Origin of the sequence: Campylobacter estrildidarum, from assembly GCF_005406205.1 — a bacterium.
Classification (GTDB): domain Bacteria; phylum Campylobacterota; class Campylobacteria; order Campylobacterales; family Campylobacteraceae; genus Campylobacter_D; species Campylobacter_D estrildidarum.
In genome coordinates this window covers 49,064-65,919 of record NZ_NXLZ01000012.1, presented here as the reverse complement: position 1 = coordinate 65,919, position 16,856 = coordinate 49,064, and the positions used below count along the sequence as shown (strand labels likewise).

The 16,856-nt window shown below is 29.7% G+C and carries 16 protein-coding genes; 1 reads left to right on the top strand and 15 read right to left on the bottom strand.

Going from position 1 to position 16,856, the window contains the following annotated elements:
• Positions 1–156 precede the first annotated feature (156 nt).
• A complete protein-coding gene (locus tag CQA69_RS07145; RefSeq protein WP_137621097.1) occupies positions 157–855 on the bottom strand; it encodes a hypothetical protein in 699 nt (232 codons plus the stop codon).
• 13 nt (positions 856–868) lie between these two features.
• Positions 869–1,417 (bottom strand): hypothetical protein, encoded by a 549-nt coding sequence (locus tag CQA69_RS07140; RefSeq protein WP_137621096.1) that lies wholly within the window; start codon positions 1,415–1,417, stop codon positions 869–871.
• 302 nt (positions 1,418–1,719) lie between these two features.
• Here CQA69_RS07140 and CQA69_RS07135 point away from each other — a divergent pair, with 302 nt between their 5' ends.
• Positions 1,720–5,232 carry an acyl-[ACP]--phospholipid O-acyltransferase gene (locus tag CQA69_RS07135; RefSeq protein WP_137621095.1) on the top strand — a complete coding sequence of 1,171 codons (3,513 nt, stop codon included), beginning with the start codon at positions 1,720–1,722 and terminating at the stop codon, positions 5,230–5,232.
• A gap of 42 nt (positions 5,233–5,274) precedes the next feature.
• Here CQA69_RS07135 and CQA69_RS07130 read toward each other — a convergent pair whose 3' ends face one another.
• The 13 genes from CQA69_RS07130 to CQA69_RS07070 all read right to left on the bottom strand — a co-directional run bounded on the left by CQA69_RS07130 (position 5,275) and on the right by CQA69_RS07070 (position 16,818).
• A complete protein-coding gene (locus CQA69_RS07130; protein WP_137621094.1) occupies positions 5,275–6,405 on the bottom strand; it encodes a tRNA nucleotidyltransferase/poly(A) polymerase family protein in 1,131 nt (376 codons plus the stop codon).
• Positions 6,374–6,820: an effector protein CiaD gene (gene ciaD / locus CQA69_RS07125; RefSeq protein WP_137621093.1), complete on the bottom strand. Its 447-nt coding sequence runs from the start codon at positions 6,818–6,820 to the stop codon at positions 6,374–6,376. Before ciaD ends, CQA69_RS07130 begins: the two co-directional genes overlap by 32 nt.
• Positions 6,817–7,065 carry a tetratricopeptide repeat protein gene (locus CQA69_RS07120; protein ID WP_137621092.1) on the bottom strand — a complete coding sequence of 83 codons (249 nt, stop codon included), beginning with the start codon at positions 7,063–7,065 and terminating at the stop codon, positions 6,817–6,819. Before CQA69_RS07120 ends, ciaD begins: the two co-directional genes overlap by 4 nt.
• A gap of 50 nt (positions 7,066–7,115) precedes the next feature.
• On the bottom strand, positions 7,116–7,694 hold the full coding sequence (locus CQA69_RS07115; RefSeq protein ID WP_137621091.1) for a LysE family translocator: 579 nt from the start codon (positions 7,692–7,694) through the stop codon (positions 7,116–7,118).
• Between the two features lie 10 nt (positions 7,695–7,704).
• Positions 7,705–7,884: a hypothetical protein gene (locus CQA69_RS07110; RefSeq protein WP_137621090.1), complete on the bottom strand. Its 180-nt coding sequence runs from the start codon at positions 7,882–7,884 to the stop codon at positions 7,705–7,707.
• A gap of 9 nt (positions 7,885–7,893) precedes the next feature.
• Entirely contained in the window at positions 7,894–8,229 is a 336-nt protein-coding gene (locus tag CQA69_RS07105; protein WP_137621089.1) for a chaperone NapD, read from the bottom strand.
• On the bottom strand, positions 8,216–9,136 hold the full coding sequence (locus CQA69_RS07100) for a WD40 repeat domain-containing protein (RefSeq protein ID WP_137621088.1): 921 nt from the start codon (positions 9,134–9,136) through the stop codon (positions 8,216–8,218). Before CQA69_RS07100 ends, CQA69_RS07105 begins: the two co-directional genes overlap by 14 nt.
• A 6-nt stretch (positions 9,137–9,142) precedes the next feature.
• On the bottom strand, positions 9,143–9,658 hold the full coding sequence (locus CQA69_RS07095) for a nitrate reductase cytochrome c-type subunit (RefSeq protein WP_137621087.1): 516 nt from the start codon (positions 9,656–9,658) through the stop codon (positions 9,143–9,145).
• Positions 9,655–10,437 carry a quinol dehydrogenase ferredoxin subunit NapH gene (gene napH / locus CQA69_RS07090; protein ID WP_137621086.1) on the bottom strand — a complete coding sequence of 261 codons (783 nt, stop codon included), beginning with the start codon at positions 10,435–10,437 and terminating at the stop codon, positions 9,655–9,657. Before napH ends, CQA69_RS07095 begins: the two co-directional genes overlap by 4 nt.
• Positions 10,434–11,177: a ferredoxin-type protein NapG gene (gene napG, locus CQA69_RS07085; protein WP_137621085.1), complete on the bottom strand. Its 744-nt coding sequence runs from the start codon at positions 11,175–11,177 to the stop codon at positions 10,434–10,436. The genes napH and napG overlap by 4 nt, the downstream gene beginning before the upstream one ends.
• An 18-nt stretch (positions 11,178–11,195) precedes the next feature.
• Positions 11,196–13,970, bottom strand: coding sequence for a periplasmic nitrate reductase subunit alpha (napA, locus tag CQA69_RS07080; protein WP_137621084.1), 2,775 nt, complete (start codon positions 13,968–13,970; stop codon positions 11,196–11,198).
• A gap of 216 nt (positions 13,971–14,186) precedes the next feature.
• A complete protein-coding gene (gene tpx, locus CQA69_RS07075) occupies positions 14,187–14,708 on the bottom strand; it encodes a thiol peroxidase (protein ID WP_137621083.1) in 522 nt (173 codons plus the stop codon).
• An 85-nt stretch (positions 14,709–14,793) separates the two neighbouring features.
• Positions 14,794–16,818, bottom strand: a complete 2,025-nt coding sequence (locus CQA69_RS07070; protein WP_137621082.1) for an ATP-dependent helicase — start codon at positions 16,816–16,818, stop codon at positions 14,794–14,796.
• Between the last annotated feature and the right edge of the window lie 38 nt (positions 16,819–16,856).

Below are 16,856 nucleotides of genomic sequence, written 5' to 3'. Positions count from 1 at the left end.
CTATTAGAAGAATTTAAAGAACTTTGATTTTTTTTAACATTAATGTTTAAATTAGTAAAGAGATTATTGCCAAAGCCTGTATTAAAATTTAACATTGTTTTAATCCTTATTTATTTTGGAATAAAATAGCAAATTCTATTCCAAAATTTAAAATTGTTAAATTGTTTGAAGTAAAGTTTCTAACAAAGAATTTTTCTTATCTTCGGCTATCTTTGAAAACTTAGAATCTACATTTTCTGCCATTTCACGAACAGCACTTACTCTTAAAATTGTTCCATTATTAAGTTCTATTTGTGTTTGACTATCCATATGATATTTTTTAAGTATATTGATATCATCTTGTACATCTGTAACACCAGCTATAGCAAAGAAAACTTCAGCTATATCAGCAACGCCGCCTAATATCATATTTGCAACCGATAGGTTATTATTTATATTTTCAAGTTCTTTGGCTAAGTCTTGCGAACTTAAAGAGGTAAGTTTATTTGTTGAATTTTCAAGACTAGCTAATGTTGTAGTATAACCTCCGAGTGTATTTTTAAAATGAAAATTTTTCAACAAACTTAATTTTTCAAAAAGAACTTCATCGCCTTGATTTTTTGCATTTTCTATCACTTCGTCCATTTTTTCACTAATATTTTTAAGAGAGTTATAAGCCTGTTCTTTACTTATTGTTCCTAATTTTAAATAATCAAAATTGTCTTTAGCATAAGATTTAGAAGCTTGAGAATTTAAATCCTGCAAAAGCTGACTAAATTCTACACTATTAGGATCACTTTCAACGGGTTTTGGACCTATACCCCATAAGTAAGTAAATTCGTGATTATATTGATCTACCCTAGAAGCTAAACTCATTTTTAATCCTTTACTATTTTATAGGCATGTAACGATTATTGTAAACATAATATGCAACCATTTGCTTAGTAGTATTAAATATTTTATTGGCAAGTGGATGATTGCTGACAATTCTATGCGTTTTTGTTTTTGTATTATAGATAATAAATTGTGCATACACTAATTGGGTTTTAAAATCATAGGTACCCATAATTGTTACAATCTCATTTTTTGGATCTAAAGAAGTAAACCATTTAAAACTTTGATAGTCAGTAGTGCTGTATTTGTCAGTATCTAAAACTTTAATTACTCCTATTTTTTCTTCGTATGCATCTGGCAACACTTGCCAATACTCTGTATAATTTAAACGCTGTCCATAACTATTAACATAGGCTGAATGATAAGCTTGTCGTATTAAAAGACCGCCCTTAACATCTTTCATCTCATTAAGACTAAGAACTTTAACACCTACACTGTTATCACTGAGTGCACCATTACTAACTTTAGCTAAAAAATCATCCCCAAAAGCAGAACTTGCTAATAAGGCACCTAAAGTTGCAACGCTTAATAATTTTTTGATCATAATTTACCTAATTTCTATGTAAAAATATAACATAAAAATCATTTTATCATAAATGATAATTTTAATCAAATTTTTAAAAGTTCTAATTTCCAAGAAATTAAGTAATATTTGCAGTGAATTTTATAGGTAAAAAATTTTGTAATTCATTTTTATATTTTTCTTTAAATATCGTTACGAAATGTAATAAAATTTTGACTTTTAATTAATTTTTTACAAATAAGAAATAGAAGTAAAATTATCAATAAGCAAACAAAATATATGATAAAATACTTCCTTAAAACAATCTAAAGGATGATAACAAAATGCAAAAAAAATCTTTCTTAAAAGTTAAAGGTGTTATACCTTTTTTGCTTGTAGGCTTTATTAATGCTTTCGTTGATTTAGGACATAAAATTATTATTCAAAATACTATTTATAAAATTTATGAAGACGACACCCAGCTTTTATTGACAGCTATTGTTAATGCACTTATATTATTACCTTTTGTTTTAATGCTTTCTCCCTCGGGATTTTTAGCGGATAAATATCCCAAAAACTGGATTATTAAAATTTCAGCTGGCTTTAGTATGATTTTAACCATTATTATTTGTGCTTGTTATTACAATGGAGCTTTTTGGACAGCTTTTGTTTTTACTTTTATTATGGGAATTCAAGCAGCACTTTATTCTCCTAGTAAATACGGATTTATAAAGGAATTAGTCGGCAAAGAAATGCTTGCTATAGGAAATGGTGCTATCAATGCTGTAAGCATTGTTGCTATTTTGGCTGGAATGAGTGTATTTTCACTTAGCTTTGAAAATTTGTATCAACCTATAAACAATACCAATCCATCAGAAGTTTTAAAACAAGTTGCTCCTTTGGGATTTGTGCTTATAGGTTTTTCTTTGCTTGAGTTTTACCTAGCTTGTCGCTTACCGCAGCTTAAAAACGAAGATAAAAATATAAAATTTAGCATACAAGAATACTTAAGCGCCAAGTTATTGACAAAAAATTTAAAACTTATTTTTGAAAACAAAACCATTTGGCTTTGTATTATTGGAATTTCTGTATTCTGGGCTATTTCTCAACTCTATTTAGTAACATTTCCAGTATTTAGTAAAAATGAACTTTTAATCGACAATACCTTTTTTGTGCAAATTTCTTTAGGATTTTCTGGAATTGGTGTCATTTTAGGCTCCTTAGTAGCAGGTAAATTTTCTAAAAATTATATAGAATTAGGCCTTATTCCATTTGGAGCTTTAGGAATTTTTATTATCACTTTAACAATACCTTATTTTACAAATTTAATTTTTTATAGCTTTTTGTTCTTTTTATTTGGTTTTTGTGGCGCACTTTTTATCATACCTTTAAATTCACTCATGCAATTTCACGCGAGAGAAAATGAACTTGGAAAAATTTTAGCTGGAAATAATTTTATACAAAATATAACTATGCTAGCTTTTCTTGTTTTAGCAACCTTATTTGCAAATTTTAAGCTAGATGTTGTCTATCTGTTCTATTTTATTATGATTGTAACTTTCTTTGGAGCGATTTATGTTGTTTTAAAGCTACCTTTTTCTTTGGTTAGAATTCTTTTAAATATGGCATTTTTAGGACGATACCGCTTGCTTGTAGAAGGTTTTGAAAATATTCCTGAAAAAGGAGGTGCCCTACTTTTAGGAAATCACGTTTCTTTTATAGATTGGGCTATTGTTCAAATGGCGATACCACGAAAAGTTTATTTTGTTATGGAAAGAAGTATCTATTCTAAATGGTATATTAAATTCTTTTTAGATAAATTCGGCGTTATCCCTGTTTCAAGCACCGGAAGCAAAGCAAGCTTAGAACTCATTGCACAACATATCAAAAATGGAGATTTAGTTTGTCTTTTTCCTGAAGGTGTGCTCTCTCGACACGGACAACTAAATGAATTTAAAGCAGGTTTTGAACACGTTTGCTCTAATTTAGAAGAAAATGATGGAATTATCTTACCTTTTTACATAAAGGGACTCTGGGGAAGCTCTTTTTCTAGAAGCGATGAAGAATTTTCAGCTAGAAATAAAACTTTAAGTAAAAGAAGAATAGCCATTGCCTTTGGAAAAGCAATGTCTTTAAATTCAAAAAGAGATGAAGTTAAGGCTAAGGTTTTTGAGCTTTCTTTTATGGCTTGGAAATCTCAATGCGAGGCAATGCATACTATAGCAAGAGTTTGGATTAGTACTGCAAAAAGAAATCTTAGCAATATTGCTATTATAGATACTATAGCAGGTGCAATTACTTATAGAAAAATGTTAAGTCTTAGTTTGATTTTGAGCACTTTTATAAGAGAAAATACCGAAAAATTAAATATTCGCTTTGAACGCGGAAGTTATGCTCCTAAAGAAGAATGTATAGGAATTCTACTTCCTGCCTCTTTTGCAAGTTCTTTAGTAAATCTTTCAGTACTTATTGCACAAAAAGTTGTGGTAAATCTTAATTTTACAGCTGGAGAAAAAGCTTTAAAAGCAGCAATTGAAAATGCACAAATTTCACAAATTTATACTTCTAGAAAGTTTTTAGAAAAATTAGAAAACAAAGGAATTTCCCTAAACTTTGGAGAAAATATACATTTAATTTATATGGAAGATATAGTAGAAAACTTCAAAAAACAAAAAAGTAAAGTCATAAGAACAATGATAATGGTAAGCATTTTACCATCTTGTATTTTAAAAGCTATATTTACCCCTTCTAAAAACAATCTCGCTATAGCAGCTATACTCTTTAGCAGTGGTAGCGAAGGTGCTCCAAAAGGCGTTATGCTAAATAATAGAAACATTTTAAGCAATATCGCTCAAATTTCTGATGTTTTATGTACAAAAAATAGCGATGTTATGCTTTCATCTTTACCGCCTTTCCACGCTTTTGGACTTACAGTTACGACATTTTTACCTTTGCTTGAAGGAATTAAAAGCATCACTTTTGCAGATCCAACAGATGCCCTAGGTATAGCCAAAGCCATCGCTAAAAATAACGTAACGATAATGTGTGGAACTTCTACATTTTTAGGAATTTACGCAAGAAATAAAAAATTAGATGCATTAATGTTTGAAAGCTTAAGGATCGTCGTTTCGGGTGCTGAAAAACTTAAAAATGAAGTAAGAACTGCCTTTGAAATGAAATTTAAAAAGACTATTTTTGAAGGATATGGAGCCACAGAGACAACTCCTGTAGCAAGTGTAAATCTTCCAAATCGCTTTGATGTTGATTATTGGCTCATACATCGTGCAAGCAAAGAAGGAAGTGTGGGTATGCCTTTGCCAGGAACTGCGATAAGAATCGTAGATCCAAATACTTATGAAATTCTTAAAACAAATGAAGATGGACTTATACTCATAGGTGGCCATCAAGTTATGGTGGGTTATCTTAATAATAAAGAAAAAACCGATGAAGTGATCAAAGAAATTGATGGCATTAGATGGTATAACACGGGCGATAAAGGACATTTAGATGAAGATGGCTTCTTATATATAGTCGATCGTTATTCTCGTTTTGCAAAAATCGGCGGCGAGATGATTTCTCTTGGAACTTTAGAAGAAGAAATAGCCAAATTTATCAATACTGAAGTGGTTAAATTTTGTGCTATAGCCTTAGAAGATGAAAAAAAAGGCGAACAAATAGTTTTACTTGTCGAATGCAATGATGAATTTTTTGAAGGGATATGTGAAGCTATAAAGAGTTCTAATACGCCCGCTATTTTTAAGCCAAGTCGTTATTTTAAAGTGGAAAAAATTCCTGTTTTAGGTTCTGGAAAAGTAGATCTAAAAGGAGCGAAAGAACTCGCAAAAGATTTAGTTTAAAAATTTTAAAAAGAGAATTGATACATGTCATTCTCTTTGTTTTCATCGAAATAAATTAATTTTGATATTTTTTATATATTCTTTGAGTTCATTTTCTCTTACTTCTTGAAGTTTTATACCTAATGCTTTTCCAAAAAATCCAATATTTATAAGATCTTGCGTTACAATTTTACTCTCAAATTTATTTTCATAAAGTTTAAGTTTTTTAGCTTGCTCTACTCTTTTTTCATTCCAAAGTCCAAGCCATTTTTTTAAAGGCATATCAAAAGCGATTCTTGCTAACTCAAAGTCATCTATATCATCGAGATAGAAGACTTGATTTACTTTTTTTAAATATTCTTTTTTTAATTTAGTTTTTTTGAAAAATACTTCTTTATCTAGTTCAAAAAAATTAAGATACAGATATAAAAATAAAGCCTCATCTTTAATGATCTTTCTAGCTTCTTTAAGTAAATTTTGAAATTCTAAACTTTTAAAATCACTTTTAAAGTCAAAAATTTCTTTTTCTAAGTGAAGTTCTTGTAAATATTTGTATCCGACTTCAAGTTTAGAGCTTTTAAAGAATTTATAAAGCTCAATATTGATTCTATCTTGACTTAAATCTTTTATATCCATATTTTGCATCAAATTTAAAGTTTCATTGGCTATTTTAAAATCAAATCTTGAAGCAAAAACAATGGCTCTTAAAATCCTTAAACTATCTTCTTGAAAACTTTTCTCATCAATGTGCCTTAAAATTCCTTGTTTTAAATCCTGTAAGCCATTATAAAAATCTAAAAATTCTCCACTAAAAATATTAATCATCAAAGCATTTATAGTAAAATCTCGTCTTTTTGCACCTAGTTTTTCATCATTGCAAATTTTTACTTCAAAGCCTGTGTGTCCATAGGATATTTTATTTTCTGTTCTAGCGAGTGCTAAATCAAAATTTTTAAATTTATAAACAAAAAAACTTTTACCAAAACCTTTTGCACCCAATTTTTGCATAATAGCATCAAATTGTTTTGCATCAATGTCGTAAATTTCAATATCATAATCAAAAAGTTCTAAACCCAAAAGCATATCTCTGACGCTACCACCTACTAAATAAGCCCTTTGGGTGTAAGGTTTTAAAAAATTTGCAATAAAAGCTAAATCGGAGTTATTTTTTAAGTCTATCTTCGATATTTGCAAGTAAAAACTCTAAAAAGTTGGTTGTGAGATTAAGTCTTGATTCCAAATCTTCTTTTTTTACACTATTTAAACCTTCAAAAAGGACTAATATACGTTCTCTAAGATTTTTAAAAAATATATCTTCATTAAATTTACTCGTTTTAGCATCTATAGTTTTATTTTCTAAAACCGATGGAATCATGGTTTCGTTTTCAATAGTCTCTTGTAATATTTGTTCTTCCAGTTTCACCATAGAAATTTTATCTTCTAAAACACTATGTGCTTCTTCAACAACCAACTCATCAGCTTCTTTAAACGGCTTATCTTGTTTAATCTCCTCTTCTTGTTCTTTTAAAATTTTATCTTGTCTTTGTTGTTCTTCCATAATAGAACTAACTTCACTTATAGTTTTTTTTGCTAAATCTTCTAAATTCATATTTTTACCAACCATCTTTTAAATTCATTGATTTCTTCATTGCTCTTCATATTAATAAAAAAATCAAGCATTTGAGTATTTAAATCTTTATGTTTAGATTTCAATCCGCTAAGACGACGCACAGCATTAATTGCATTTTGATTATTAGGATCTTCTTTCAAAATATTTTTATAGATTTCCAACGCCTCATTTTTAAGTCCCTGTGCTTCATAAATAGATGCTTCAGTAACCGTATTTTTCATCATTTTTCCTAATTATTTTTCTTAATTTTAGCAAAAAGCATTTTAACTTATCTTTAATTAAGTATTATACTAATGCCTAAAATAGCAATGCACAAAGCACTTAACTTGTTTAATTTATTTAAATGTCTATTCATAAAAACTCTAAAAAAGCTTCCACCTAAAGCATACAAGCTTAATGAACAAAATTCTATAAATAAAATAATACTTGCTAAAACCAATAAACTTGTATGAAATTTTAAAAAAGAAGGTAGGATAGAAAGGATAAAAATCCAAGTTTTAGGATTTGTAATAGAAGTCATAAATCCTTGCAATGCTAGTGAAAATTTTTCCTTTTTTGTAATCTTTTTTTCGCTAACTTGACAATGAGTTCGAAATAAAACAAAGGCTATATAAAAAAGATATAAAGCTCCACAAATTTTAAAAATTTTAAACAATAATTCATATTGTGCAAGCATATTCGCTCCAAAAGCACAACAAATTATGATAATGCCTAATCCAAATAACTCTCCAAACATCATCCATAGAGCATTTTTATATCCTAAAGAAAGCCCTAATGAAAAAGCTAAATTCATACAAAGCCCAGGTAGCAAGGAAACACAGGAAAAAGTAAAAATAAAAAATAAATAATCCATACTCAAAAATTTATGATTTAGGTTTAAAAAGTTGATCTAAATACTTTTTCTTTTCTTGTTCTAAGCTTGGATTAGACTCTTGTTTTAGTTCAAGTTTTGCTTTTGCCTTACTATTTTCATCACCAAAATAAAGATAATCAATTCCAAAAAGTATAGCCACAATTAACAACAAAGGAATTAAGAAAATCATTTTTTATCCTTATGAAAATTTATTAAAAATATTACCATAATATTTTATATTTTCAGCACTTTCATTTTTCTCTATAGTTTCTATCGCGCCACTATCTATAGCTTTTTGTATATCTTCATCTAAATCTTGATATGAAAAAACCATGTTAATACTAACAATATTTGGCAGTTGCTCCAACATCTTATAAGATTTTAATTCTTCTTCTAAACTTTCACTCTCTATTACAACAATTATTTTCTCACCTTCGCAAAGCTCTACTGAACAAAATGGAATTTTAGATATTTTTTCTTTTAAATTGGATATTTCTTCTTTTTTTACCATAATCAAAACACTAGAGAGATTCATCCACACTCCTAAATAATATTTTATCACCAAAACCAGAAATTATAAATTCATTTTCATTAATAAAGATAATAAATTCGCTCATCATTCCTGCATTGTGAAATTTAGCTATAGAATTAAAATTATTTGTATTAAAAATTTCACTAATCTCAGCTTCGTTATCACTATAAATTGCAAATTTTCCGCTAGGACTTAAGGCGCAAGTATATATCAAAAAATCTTTTTGTAAAAAATACTGCTTATTGTTTTTAACTATACCTAAACGTCTATCTGTTCCACAACTTAATATAATATTTTTCTTAAAATCAACTTGATAAATATTATCCTTATGTATTTCATCGTAATTTTTCAATATCTTCCATTTTTTCAAATCAAAAAGTTTTACTTCTCCGCTTTCAAAACCCGCAACAAGTTGGGTTTTATCTTCATTTAAAACAGCATCGCTCAAGCTAGAGTGAGAAAATTGAAATTCTTTTATTTTTTTTAAATTATGATCTACTAAAATGATTTCAGAATCCAAAAGCACGAAAAGAAAAGTATTGTTGTCTATAAAAAAAACCTTTTTTACGCTTTGTTCTTGAAGTTTTTTGATTGTTAGTTTTTTATTGTAAAAGCTTAAATTTTTATTTCCAAAATCTCCTTCACTAAGGATTAAAAGCGTATTGTGATTTAAATCTATGTTATAGATTTTGGCAAAATTATCTCCGTAATAATCTTTGATTTTTGGTAAAGATAAAAGCTTTTTTAAGCTTTTATCTTGAATATTGTATTTTAATATTTCACCTTTTTCTGTACCTATATATAAATTTTGTTCGCCTAATTTTAGAGCAGTAATGTTAGAGTTTATCTTTAACTCATAGGCATAAGAAAAAAGGTAGAAAAAACTTAAAATACAAAATATTTTTTTCATTTATATTTATTTTACACCTTCATTAATTACATCAATAAGATTAGAATGATTTTTTAATTTATCATTTTTAAATTCAGGTTTAAAGCTATTACCTACTAAAGGTTTAGCATCGCTTTGTGGGACATGACATTGAGTACAGTTAAAACGCGTATCGCTGATAGCATTTCCTGTCTTTTTATTGCGTCTAAAATCATAATAATGACTTGCTGGAAGAGGAGTAGCCCCTACATCTTTAGCAATAGCTTTATCATGACAACTTAAACAAGTATTATTATCCTTTGTTATAGGAAGCATATCTTCAATAGCATGTGGAATAAGCGGAGGTGCGTTTTCATAAGATCGCTCAAAGCGATGTGATTCACCTGGTTGCAAATTTGTATAATTTGCCTCGATTAAAGAAACTTTATTTTCATTTTCTAAACCCGCTTTTCTAAGTCCAAATTGATTAGAATTTAAATCATTATTAACTCCACAAGCAGCCAAAAAAACTGAAACAGCTAAAACTATTTTCTTTTTCATTATTTTTTCCTTAAGTTAAAAATATTAAAATTTAAAGCATTGTCGTTACATACTTCTATACAACGCCCACATCTTATACATTCTCCAGAATTTACACTCGTGCTTTCTCTTCCTATCATCCAAAGAACTTGTTTTTCAGGACAAATCGAAACACAATGGTAACATTTAGTGCAATTTTTACTATCATGTTTGATTTTTAGCCAAGCAAAACGAGAAATTAAAGCGTAAAAAGCTCCTAAAGGACAAAGATGAGAACAAATCGCTCTAGGACTTAAAAATGCATCTATGCAAAAAATTACAAACGCTATAAAAATCCAAGAAGCGGTACCAAAAATAATCCCTCTGTGAATGATACCTATATAAGAAAAACTTTCAAATATAGGCAATGACAGCATAAAAGAAAGGATTAAAACCAAAAACAAAATGTAATAACGTAAATTTTTGTTTAAAATTAAAAATTTACTATTTTTAAAATTTGCTTTAGAACGCACAAAGGCGGCAAAGTCCGTAATCATATTTACAGGGCAAATCCACGCACAAAAAACTCTACCTAAAAATATTCCATAAAGCATTAAAACCAGCAAAGCACCCAAAAGTGCCATTAAGTCTATACTAAAACTTGCTAAAAAAATTTGCAATACCGCAAAAGGATCACTTAGGGGTATAAAATTAAAAAGTTTAGATGAACTTAAATTTCCTTTTAAAATAAAATCTGTAAATTTAAAGCTAAAAAGAGCTAAGATTCCGATTTGAACTACACGCCTAGCGATTAAATATCTCACAAATCATCTCCATTATTAAGATAATCTTGAGCTTTTTTAGTATTAAAATGTTTTGAAGTGTCAGCTTGCTCTATGCGTTTTTCATCATTTTTATCCCAACCTTTTACATAATGGGCACCCGCCTTGCCTAAAACATATTCTCGTGGTAAAACACGAATGGCTGGTTCTTCGGTAACACAAGCAAGCTCACAAAGCCCACATCCAACACATACTTCATTATCCACTACAGGAACTAAAAAAGCATGCTTTGCAGTTCTTTCATTTCTTTTATATTCTAGTTTTAAGGCTCTATCGATTAAAGGACAAGCTCTTTGACAAGCATCACACTGCAATCCCCAAAAAGAAATACAAGTTGAAGAATCCACTACTGCAATACCTATTTTTAAAGATTCTATACCCTGCTCTAAATGTTTTTTATCTAAAGCATCTGTTGGGCATTCCTTTATACAAGGAATATCTTTGCAAAGATAACAAGGAATTTCTCTAGCTTTAAAAAAAGGCGTACCTGTTTTTGGGCTATCTAATAAACTCGCAAGTTTTAAAGTATTCCAAGGACAAGCTTTAACACAAAGTCCACAGCGAATACATTTGCTTAAAAACCTTTTTTCATCTTCAGCCCCAGGAGGACGCAAAGCATAATTATCACTAGCTTTTAAAGCTAAATTTGCTAAAAAACCTCCTGCCGTACAAAGGCATAAGCTTTTAAAAATAGAGCTGAAAAATTCTCTTCTATCTTTCATTGATTATAAAATCCCAAATTAAACTTTATAAATTTTTACTGCACATTTTTTAAAATCAGTTTGCTTTGAAAGAGGACAAGTTGCATCTAAAGTAACTTTATTGATGTACACATTTTCATCAAACCAAGGAACATAAACAAGCCCTACAGGTGGTTTATTTCTTCCGCGCATATCAATTCTTGCTTTTACCTTGCCACGACGCGATTCTACCCAAACAACATCTCCTTGATTTAAGCCTAATTTTTCTCCATCTTTTTCACTCATATAGCAAAGCGCCTCAGGAACTGCACGATAAAGCTCAGGTACACGCATAGTCATTGTTCCACTATGCCAATGCTCTAAAACCCTACCTGTTGCCAACCAGAATGGATATTCTTTATCTGGTCTTTCTGGAGCTTTCATAAATGGTCTAAAGAAAATTTTTGCTTTGTTCTTAATGCTATGTGGTTTTTCATCAATCGGAGCTTTTAAATCACCATTTGCTAACATTTTATCAAATCCACCATAGAAAGCAAAATCAGAATTTGGAGAAGCTTTTTTAGCATAGTAATCAAATTTAGTATTAAATCTCCATTGGGTTTCTTTGCCATTAACAACTGGCCATCTTAGCCCCCTTACCTTATGATAGGTGTTAAAATCAGCCAAATCGTGTCCGTGTCCTAAGCCAAAGTTACGATATTCTTCCCAAAGATATTTTTGAACAAAAAAGCCATAACCTTTAAATTCTTGTCCATCACTACCTTCGATCTTTCTTTCATCCCCGTTAGCATCGGTATTATCAAAACCTTTAGCAATTGGATCATTTGCTTTAAAACTTTTTGCTTCTTTATTGGCAAATAATACATCAAATAAAGTATCATCTTCACTATACCCCATAGCTTTTGCTTCTTCTAGGACGCTTGGTAAAGTAAGTTTATCATCAACTTTTTGCTCTTTCCAAACTTCTTTAAGTTTAAATCTTTTTGCAAATTCTAAAATTTGCCAAGTATCACTCATAGCAGCACCTACTGGTAAAACTTGTTGTCTCCAATGTTGAGTTCTTCTTTCAGCATTTCCATAAGCACCCCATTTTTCATAAATCATAGCACTTGGTAAAATAAGATCGGCTACTTTTGCTGAAATTCCTGGATAACAATCACTCACAACGATGAAATTATCCATATCTCTAGCAGCTTTAATCCAGTGATTTGCATTAGCAGTATTTTGCCATGGATTATTCACTTGCACCCAAATAAATTTAATTTTGCCATCCTCTAAATCTCTCATAATTCCAAGATAAGGAGAACCTGGTTTAGGGTTAATTGTTTTAGCTGGAACTTTCCATATTTTTTCTGAAATTTCTCTATGCTTTGGATTTGCCACCACCATATCCGCAGGCAAGCGATGAGAAAAAGTTCCTACTTCTCTAGCTGTTCCGCAAGCACTTGGCTGTCCTGTTAAAGAAAAAGCTCCACTTCCTGGTTTAGCTTGTTTTCCAAGTAATAAATGCACCATATAAGCTTGTTCATTAACCCAAGAACCACGAGTGTGTTGGTTAAAGCCCATAGTCCAAAAACTTACTATCTTACGATTTTTTTCTATGTATAATTTTGCTAATTGCTCAAGCTTTTTCTTAAAATCTTCCAAAGATTCATTATCATCACCTTTAGCAACTTGTGCTGTATATTCAAGTGTGTATGGAGCTAAACCTTTTTTAAATTCTTCAAAGGTAATCTCCCAGTTTTTATCCGCTACACTTTGGTGTTTCATATGCAATTGATCACCTTTTTTCACTCCAAGATACGCTAAAGAAGTTGCCTCTTCATCGTCTAAAGTGATTACATTTTCTTTTTCAACTGTATCTTTTTCACTGGCTTTAAATTGAGAATGATTTGGATTATTTCTCATACCATAACCAATATCAGCATAACCTGTTGCAAAAACACAATGCTTGTTTATAAATTCTTTATCCATTGCTTCTGGATGGTTATAAACTATTTCTCTTGCGATATAATTCCATATTGCCAAATCTGTATTTGGTTTAAAAATAATTTCTATATCAGCAATATTTGAAGTTCTATTAGAATAAGTGCTTAGATTTATAACCTTAACTTTATCAAGATTGCTTAATTTTCTATCACTTACCCTAGACCACAAAATAGGATGCATTTCAGCCATATTAGCACCCCAAGTAATGATAGTATCTGTAAGTTCTATATCATCATAACAGCCTGATGGTTCATCGATACCAAAAGTTTGCATAAAGCCTACAACAGCTGAAGCCATACAATGTCTTGCATTTGGATCGATATTGTTAGTTCTAAAACCAGCTTTTGCAAGTTTTAAAGCCGCATAACCTTCCTGAATAGTATATTGCCCACTACCAAAAATACCTACACCACTTACACCTAATTCATTATAGGCTTTTTTAAATTGTTTTTCCATTTCATCAAAAGCTCTTTTCCAAGAAACTTGTTGAAATTTACCTTTTTTATCAAATTCACCTTTATCATTAACACGCATTAAAGGCATAACAAGGCGATCTTCTCCATACATAATCTTAGCATTAAAATATCCTTTAATACAGTTAAGACCACGATTAACTGGAGCTGCAGGATCGCCTTTTGTAGCTACGATTTTGCCATCTTTTCTGGCTATCATAATTCCACAACCTGTTCCGCAAAATCTACAAACAGCTTTATCCCATTTCCAATTCTCTTCTTGCTTAGCAAGCATAGAAGTTGGCACGCTCAATCCTGCTACACTAGCAGCACTTGCAATAGCGGTATTTTTAATAAAATCCCTTCTATTCATATACTATTCTCCTTTTTTGAAAAAATAAAAAGTCGTTTAATTATAGCTTAACTAAGTATAAATTACCCTTTATAAAAAATAATAATTTAATACCTATAATTTAATATTTTTGAAAATATTTTTAATAAAAAAATGTTCTAGCAATAAAAGCAAAAATTAATATTTCGAAAGATTTTTTATAATGGCCACAAAAGCTTGTGACCAAAATATTTTAGATTAATGACAACCACATCCACCACAGCCACAACTACTAAAAAAAGTATCAAGCTTTGAAATATCTGGCATTTCTGTGATTTCATTTACTAAATCTTTATACACCACCTTGCCATCTTTAATCACAAATACAGCACGAGCTAAAAGACCTTCTAATGCACTATCGCTAATTAAAACGCCGTATTTTTCTCCAAATTCTTTAGCGACAAAATCACTTGCCACAACTAAATTTTCAATACCTTCTGTACTACAAAATCTACCCATCGCAAAAGGCAAATCCATGCTTACAACGATAACCTCAGCCCCATTGTAACTCGCAACTTTTTTATTAAAATCTCTCGCTTCAGCAGCACACACTGGAGTATCAAGACTTGGAACACTTAAAACGATTTGGGTTTTGCCTGCTGCACCAATTTCAACCAAACTTAAATCTTTTGCTTTTAAATTTACTTTTGGCGCCTGATCTCCAACTTCTATATTTCCTTTAAGATTTACAGGACTTCCTTTAAAGTTTACTGAACTCATAATAATTTCCTTTAATATTGATAAAATTTTAAAACACTAAAATTATACCTTAAAAAGTTAATGTTTTTTTTAAGATTCAAGAGAACTATCTTAATTCTGCTTTGCAAAGTCCTGCTTCTATAAGAAAACATGAAGGATCAAAAGAAGTTTTTTTATTTTTATCATATTTTGCATAACTTAGATAAAGTATATTTTTAGCTCTAGTTACTGCTACATAAAAAAGCCTTCTTTCTTCTTCTAGACTTCCACCCATATTTATAAGTTTTTGATTTGGAAAACGCCCTTGTGCAAGATCTACGACAAAAACAAGATCGAATTCTAAACCCTTGCTTGCATGAACACTTAACAAATTAACGCCTTTTTCATTACCCATTTCACTAGCACCCAAGGTAAGAAAATTATAATACTTATAAATATCGCTATAATTTTTAGCAAGCTCCCTTAAAACATTAAGCTTATTTTCTATTTTTTCTAAATTTTCAGCTTTTCGCGTTAAATCAACCTGCCCTGATTTATTTGTAGCCCTTTTTATGGCAAGCTCTTCGCAAATTTCTCTATAAAAAGAATTTTGACAAATTAATTTTACCAATCCTAAAGAATGCTTAATTTTCACAGCTTCTTTTAAAAAAAAATATATTTTTTCTAGATTCCTTGCGCATAAATCATTTATTTTTGAGATTTTTAAAATAGGATGAGAATTAAATTCACTTTCTAAAGTAAAACGTTTTTCATCTAATAATTCTTCCAAGTCCCCAAAAAGACCAAGTTGATAATTTCTTTGTTGATGATTTTGCAAACTAACGCTTTTATCCGGATCTAAAAAACCTTTAATTAAACTACCATGACCTAATTTTAAAAGCGCATCAAAAATTTCTTTTGCCAATACTCCCCCAACTCCTTTAGTGTATTGGATTAGGTGGATAAAAGCCATAATATCTTTTGGATTAATAATTAAAGCTAACATTGCATTAAAAGCCTTAACCTCCAAACTTTCAAAAAAACTTCCACTGCCTTTTCTAGCGCTAGCAATCCCTTGCTCCCTTAATGCTACTTCGATCCCATCGGCACTTGAATTATTTCTAAAAATAACTGCTATTTCTTCTAAATTTACCCCACTAGTTAGTATCATTTTAGCTATATTTTGATATTGATCAAATAATTCTTCAAAAGTTAATAAAGCAGGAGCTTTAAATTCATCTTTTCTTGTAACTATTAGCTCTTTAGGATAAAGTCTTTCATTATTTAAAATCACCTTATTTGCTAAAGCTAAAATGCTTCTAGAAGAACGATAGTTTTTATTTAAAGAAAATATTTTTGCATCTTTAAAACGATCTTTAAAACTACCGATAATATTTATATCTGCTCCATTAAAAGCATAAATGCTCTGATCATAATCACCCACGCAAAATAAACTTTTACTTTTAAAAGATTCAATTAAAGAGCTTTGCAAAGTGTTTGTGTCTTGATATTCATCTACCAAAATTTCATCAAATTCGTATTTATTTTCTTTTAAGAGCTCTTTTAAATTTAAAAGCAAATCATTAAAATCAACATAGTTAAAACGCTTTTTTTCATTTTCATATTCTTTAAAAATATCTTCATAAATTTCAGCATATATGCTTTGTTCTTCATAGTTTTTACAAAACCAAGTGAAAAAATCTTGATTATGTGCCTTGTTTTGAAATAAAGAATATATATCATATAAATAGCTTGCTTGATAAGGTTTTATATCGCTTAAATGTCTAAAGGTTCTTTTTTCATATACACTTCTAAGTAAAGTTTTTAACTCACTAGCTTGTTTTAAAATAATATCTTTATTTGCATTCTTTAATAAAGTATAAGCCGTGCTATGAAAGGTTCCTGCAAGAATTTTATTTGTAATGCTTTTATCAAAAAACATATTCAAACGACTAATCATTTCTTTACTAGCTTTATTAGTAAAAGTTAAAAGCATTATTTTTTGCGGATTAATATCTTGGCTTAAAAGATAAGAGATCCTTGCAACTATAGTGGAAGTTTTTCCTGTACCTGCACTCGCAATAATTAAGTTATGTCCAAAATCAGCCGTAGCTGCTTTATATTGTTCTTCATTTAATCTAGAAAGTGGCATTATTTTCCTTAAAAAGTTAAAATTATAAAAAAAATTTA

Excerpts from the sequence above, each read along its gene's own strand:
- CQA69_RS07145 (WP_137621097.1), bottom strand. The coding sequence starts at position 855 with ATGAGTTTAGCTTCTAGGGTAGATCAATATAATCACGAATTTACTTAC.
- CQA69_RS07140 (WP_137621096.1), bottom strand. The coding sequence starts at position 1,417 with ATGATCAAAAAATTATTAAGCGTTGCAACTTTAGGTGCCTTATTAGCA.
- CQA69_RS07135 (WP_137621095.1), top strand. The coding sequence starts at position 1,720 with ATGCAAAAAAAATCTTTCTTAAAAGTTAAAGGTGTTATACCTTTTTTG.
- ciaD (WP_137621093.1), bottom strand. The coding sequence starts at position 6,820 with ATGAATTTAGAAGATTTAGCAAAAAAAACTATAAGTGAAGTTAGTTCT.
- CQA69_RS07120 (WP_137621092.1), bottom strand. The coding sequence starts at position 7,065 with ATGATGAAAAATACGGTTACTGAAGCATCTATTTATGAAGCACAGGGA.
- CQA69_RS07115 (WP_137621091.1), bottom strand. The coding sequence starts at position 7,694 with ATGGATTATTTATTTTTTATTTTTACTTTTTCCTGTGTTTCCTTGCTA.
- CQA69_RS07110 (WP_137621090.1), bottom strand. The coding sequence starts at position 7,884 with ATGATTTTCTTAATTCCTTTGTTGTTAATTGTGGCTATACTTTTTGGA.
- CQA69_RS07105 (WP_137621089.1), bottom strand. The coding sequence starts at position 8,229 with ATGAATCTCTCTAGTGTTTTGATTATGGTAAAAAAAGAAGAAATATCC.
- CQA69_RS07100 (WP_137621088.1), bottom strand. The coding sequence starts at position 9,136 with ATGAAAAAAATATTTTGTATTTTAAGTTTTTTCTACCTTTTTTCTTAT.
- napG (WP_137621085.1), bottom strand. The coding sequence starts at position 11,177 with ATGAAAGATAGAAGAGAATTTTTCAGCTCTATTTTTAAAAGCTTATGC.
- napA (WP_137621084.1), bottom strand. The coding sequence starts at position 13,970 with ATGAATAGAAGGGATTTTATTAAAAATACCGCTATTGCAAGTGCTGCT.
- tpx (WP_137621083.1), bottom strand. The coding sequence starts at position 14,708 with ATGAGTTCAGTAAACTTTAAAGGAAGTCCTGTAAATCTTAAAGGAAAT.
- CQA69_RS07070 (WP_137621082.1), bottom strand. The coding sequence starts at position 16,818 with ATGCCACTTTCTAGATTAAATGAAGAACAATATAAAGCAGCTACGGCT.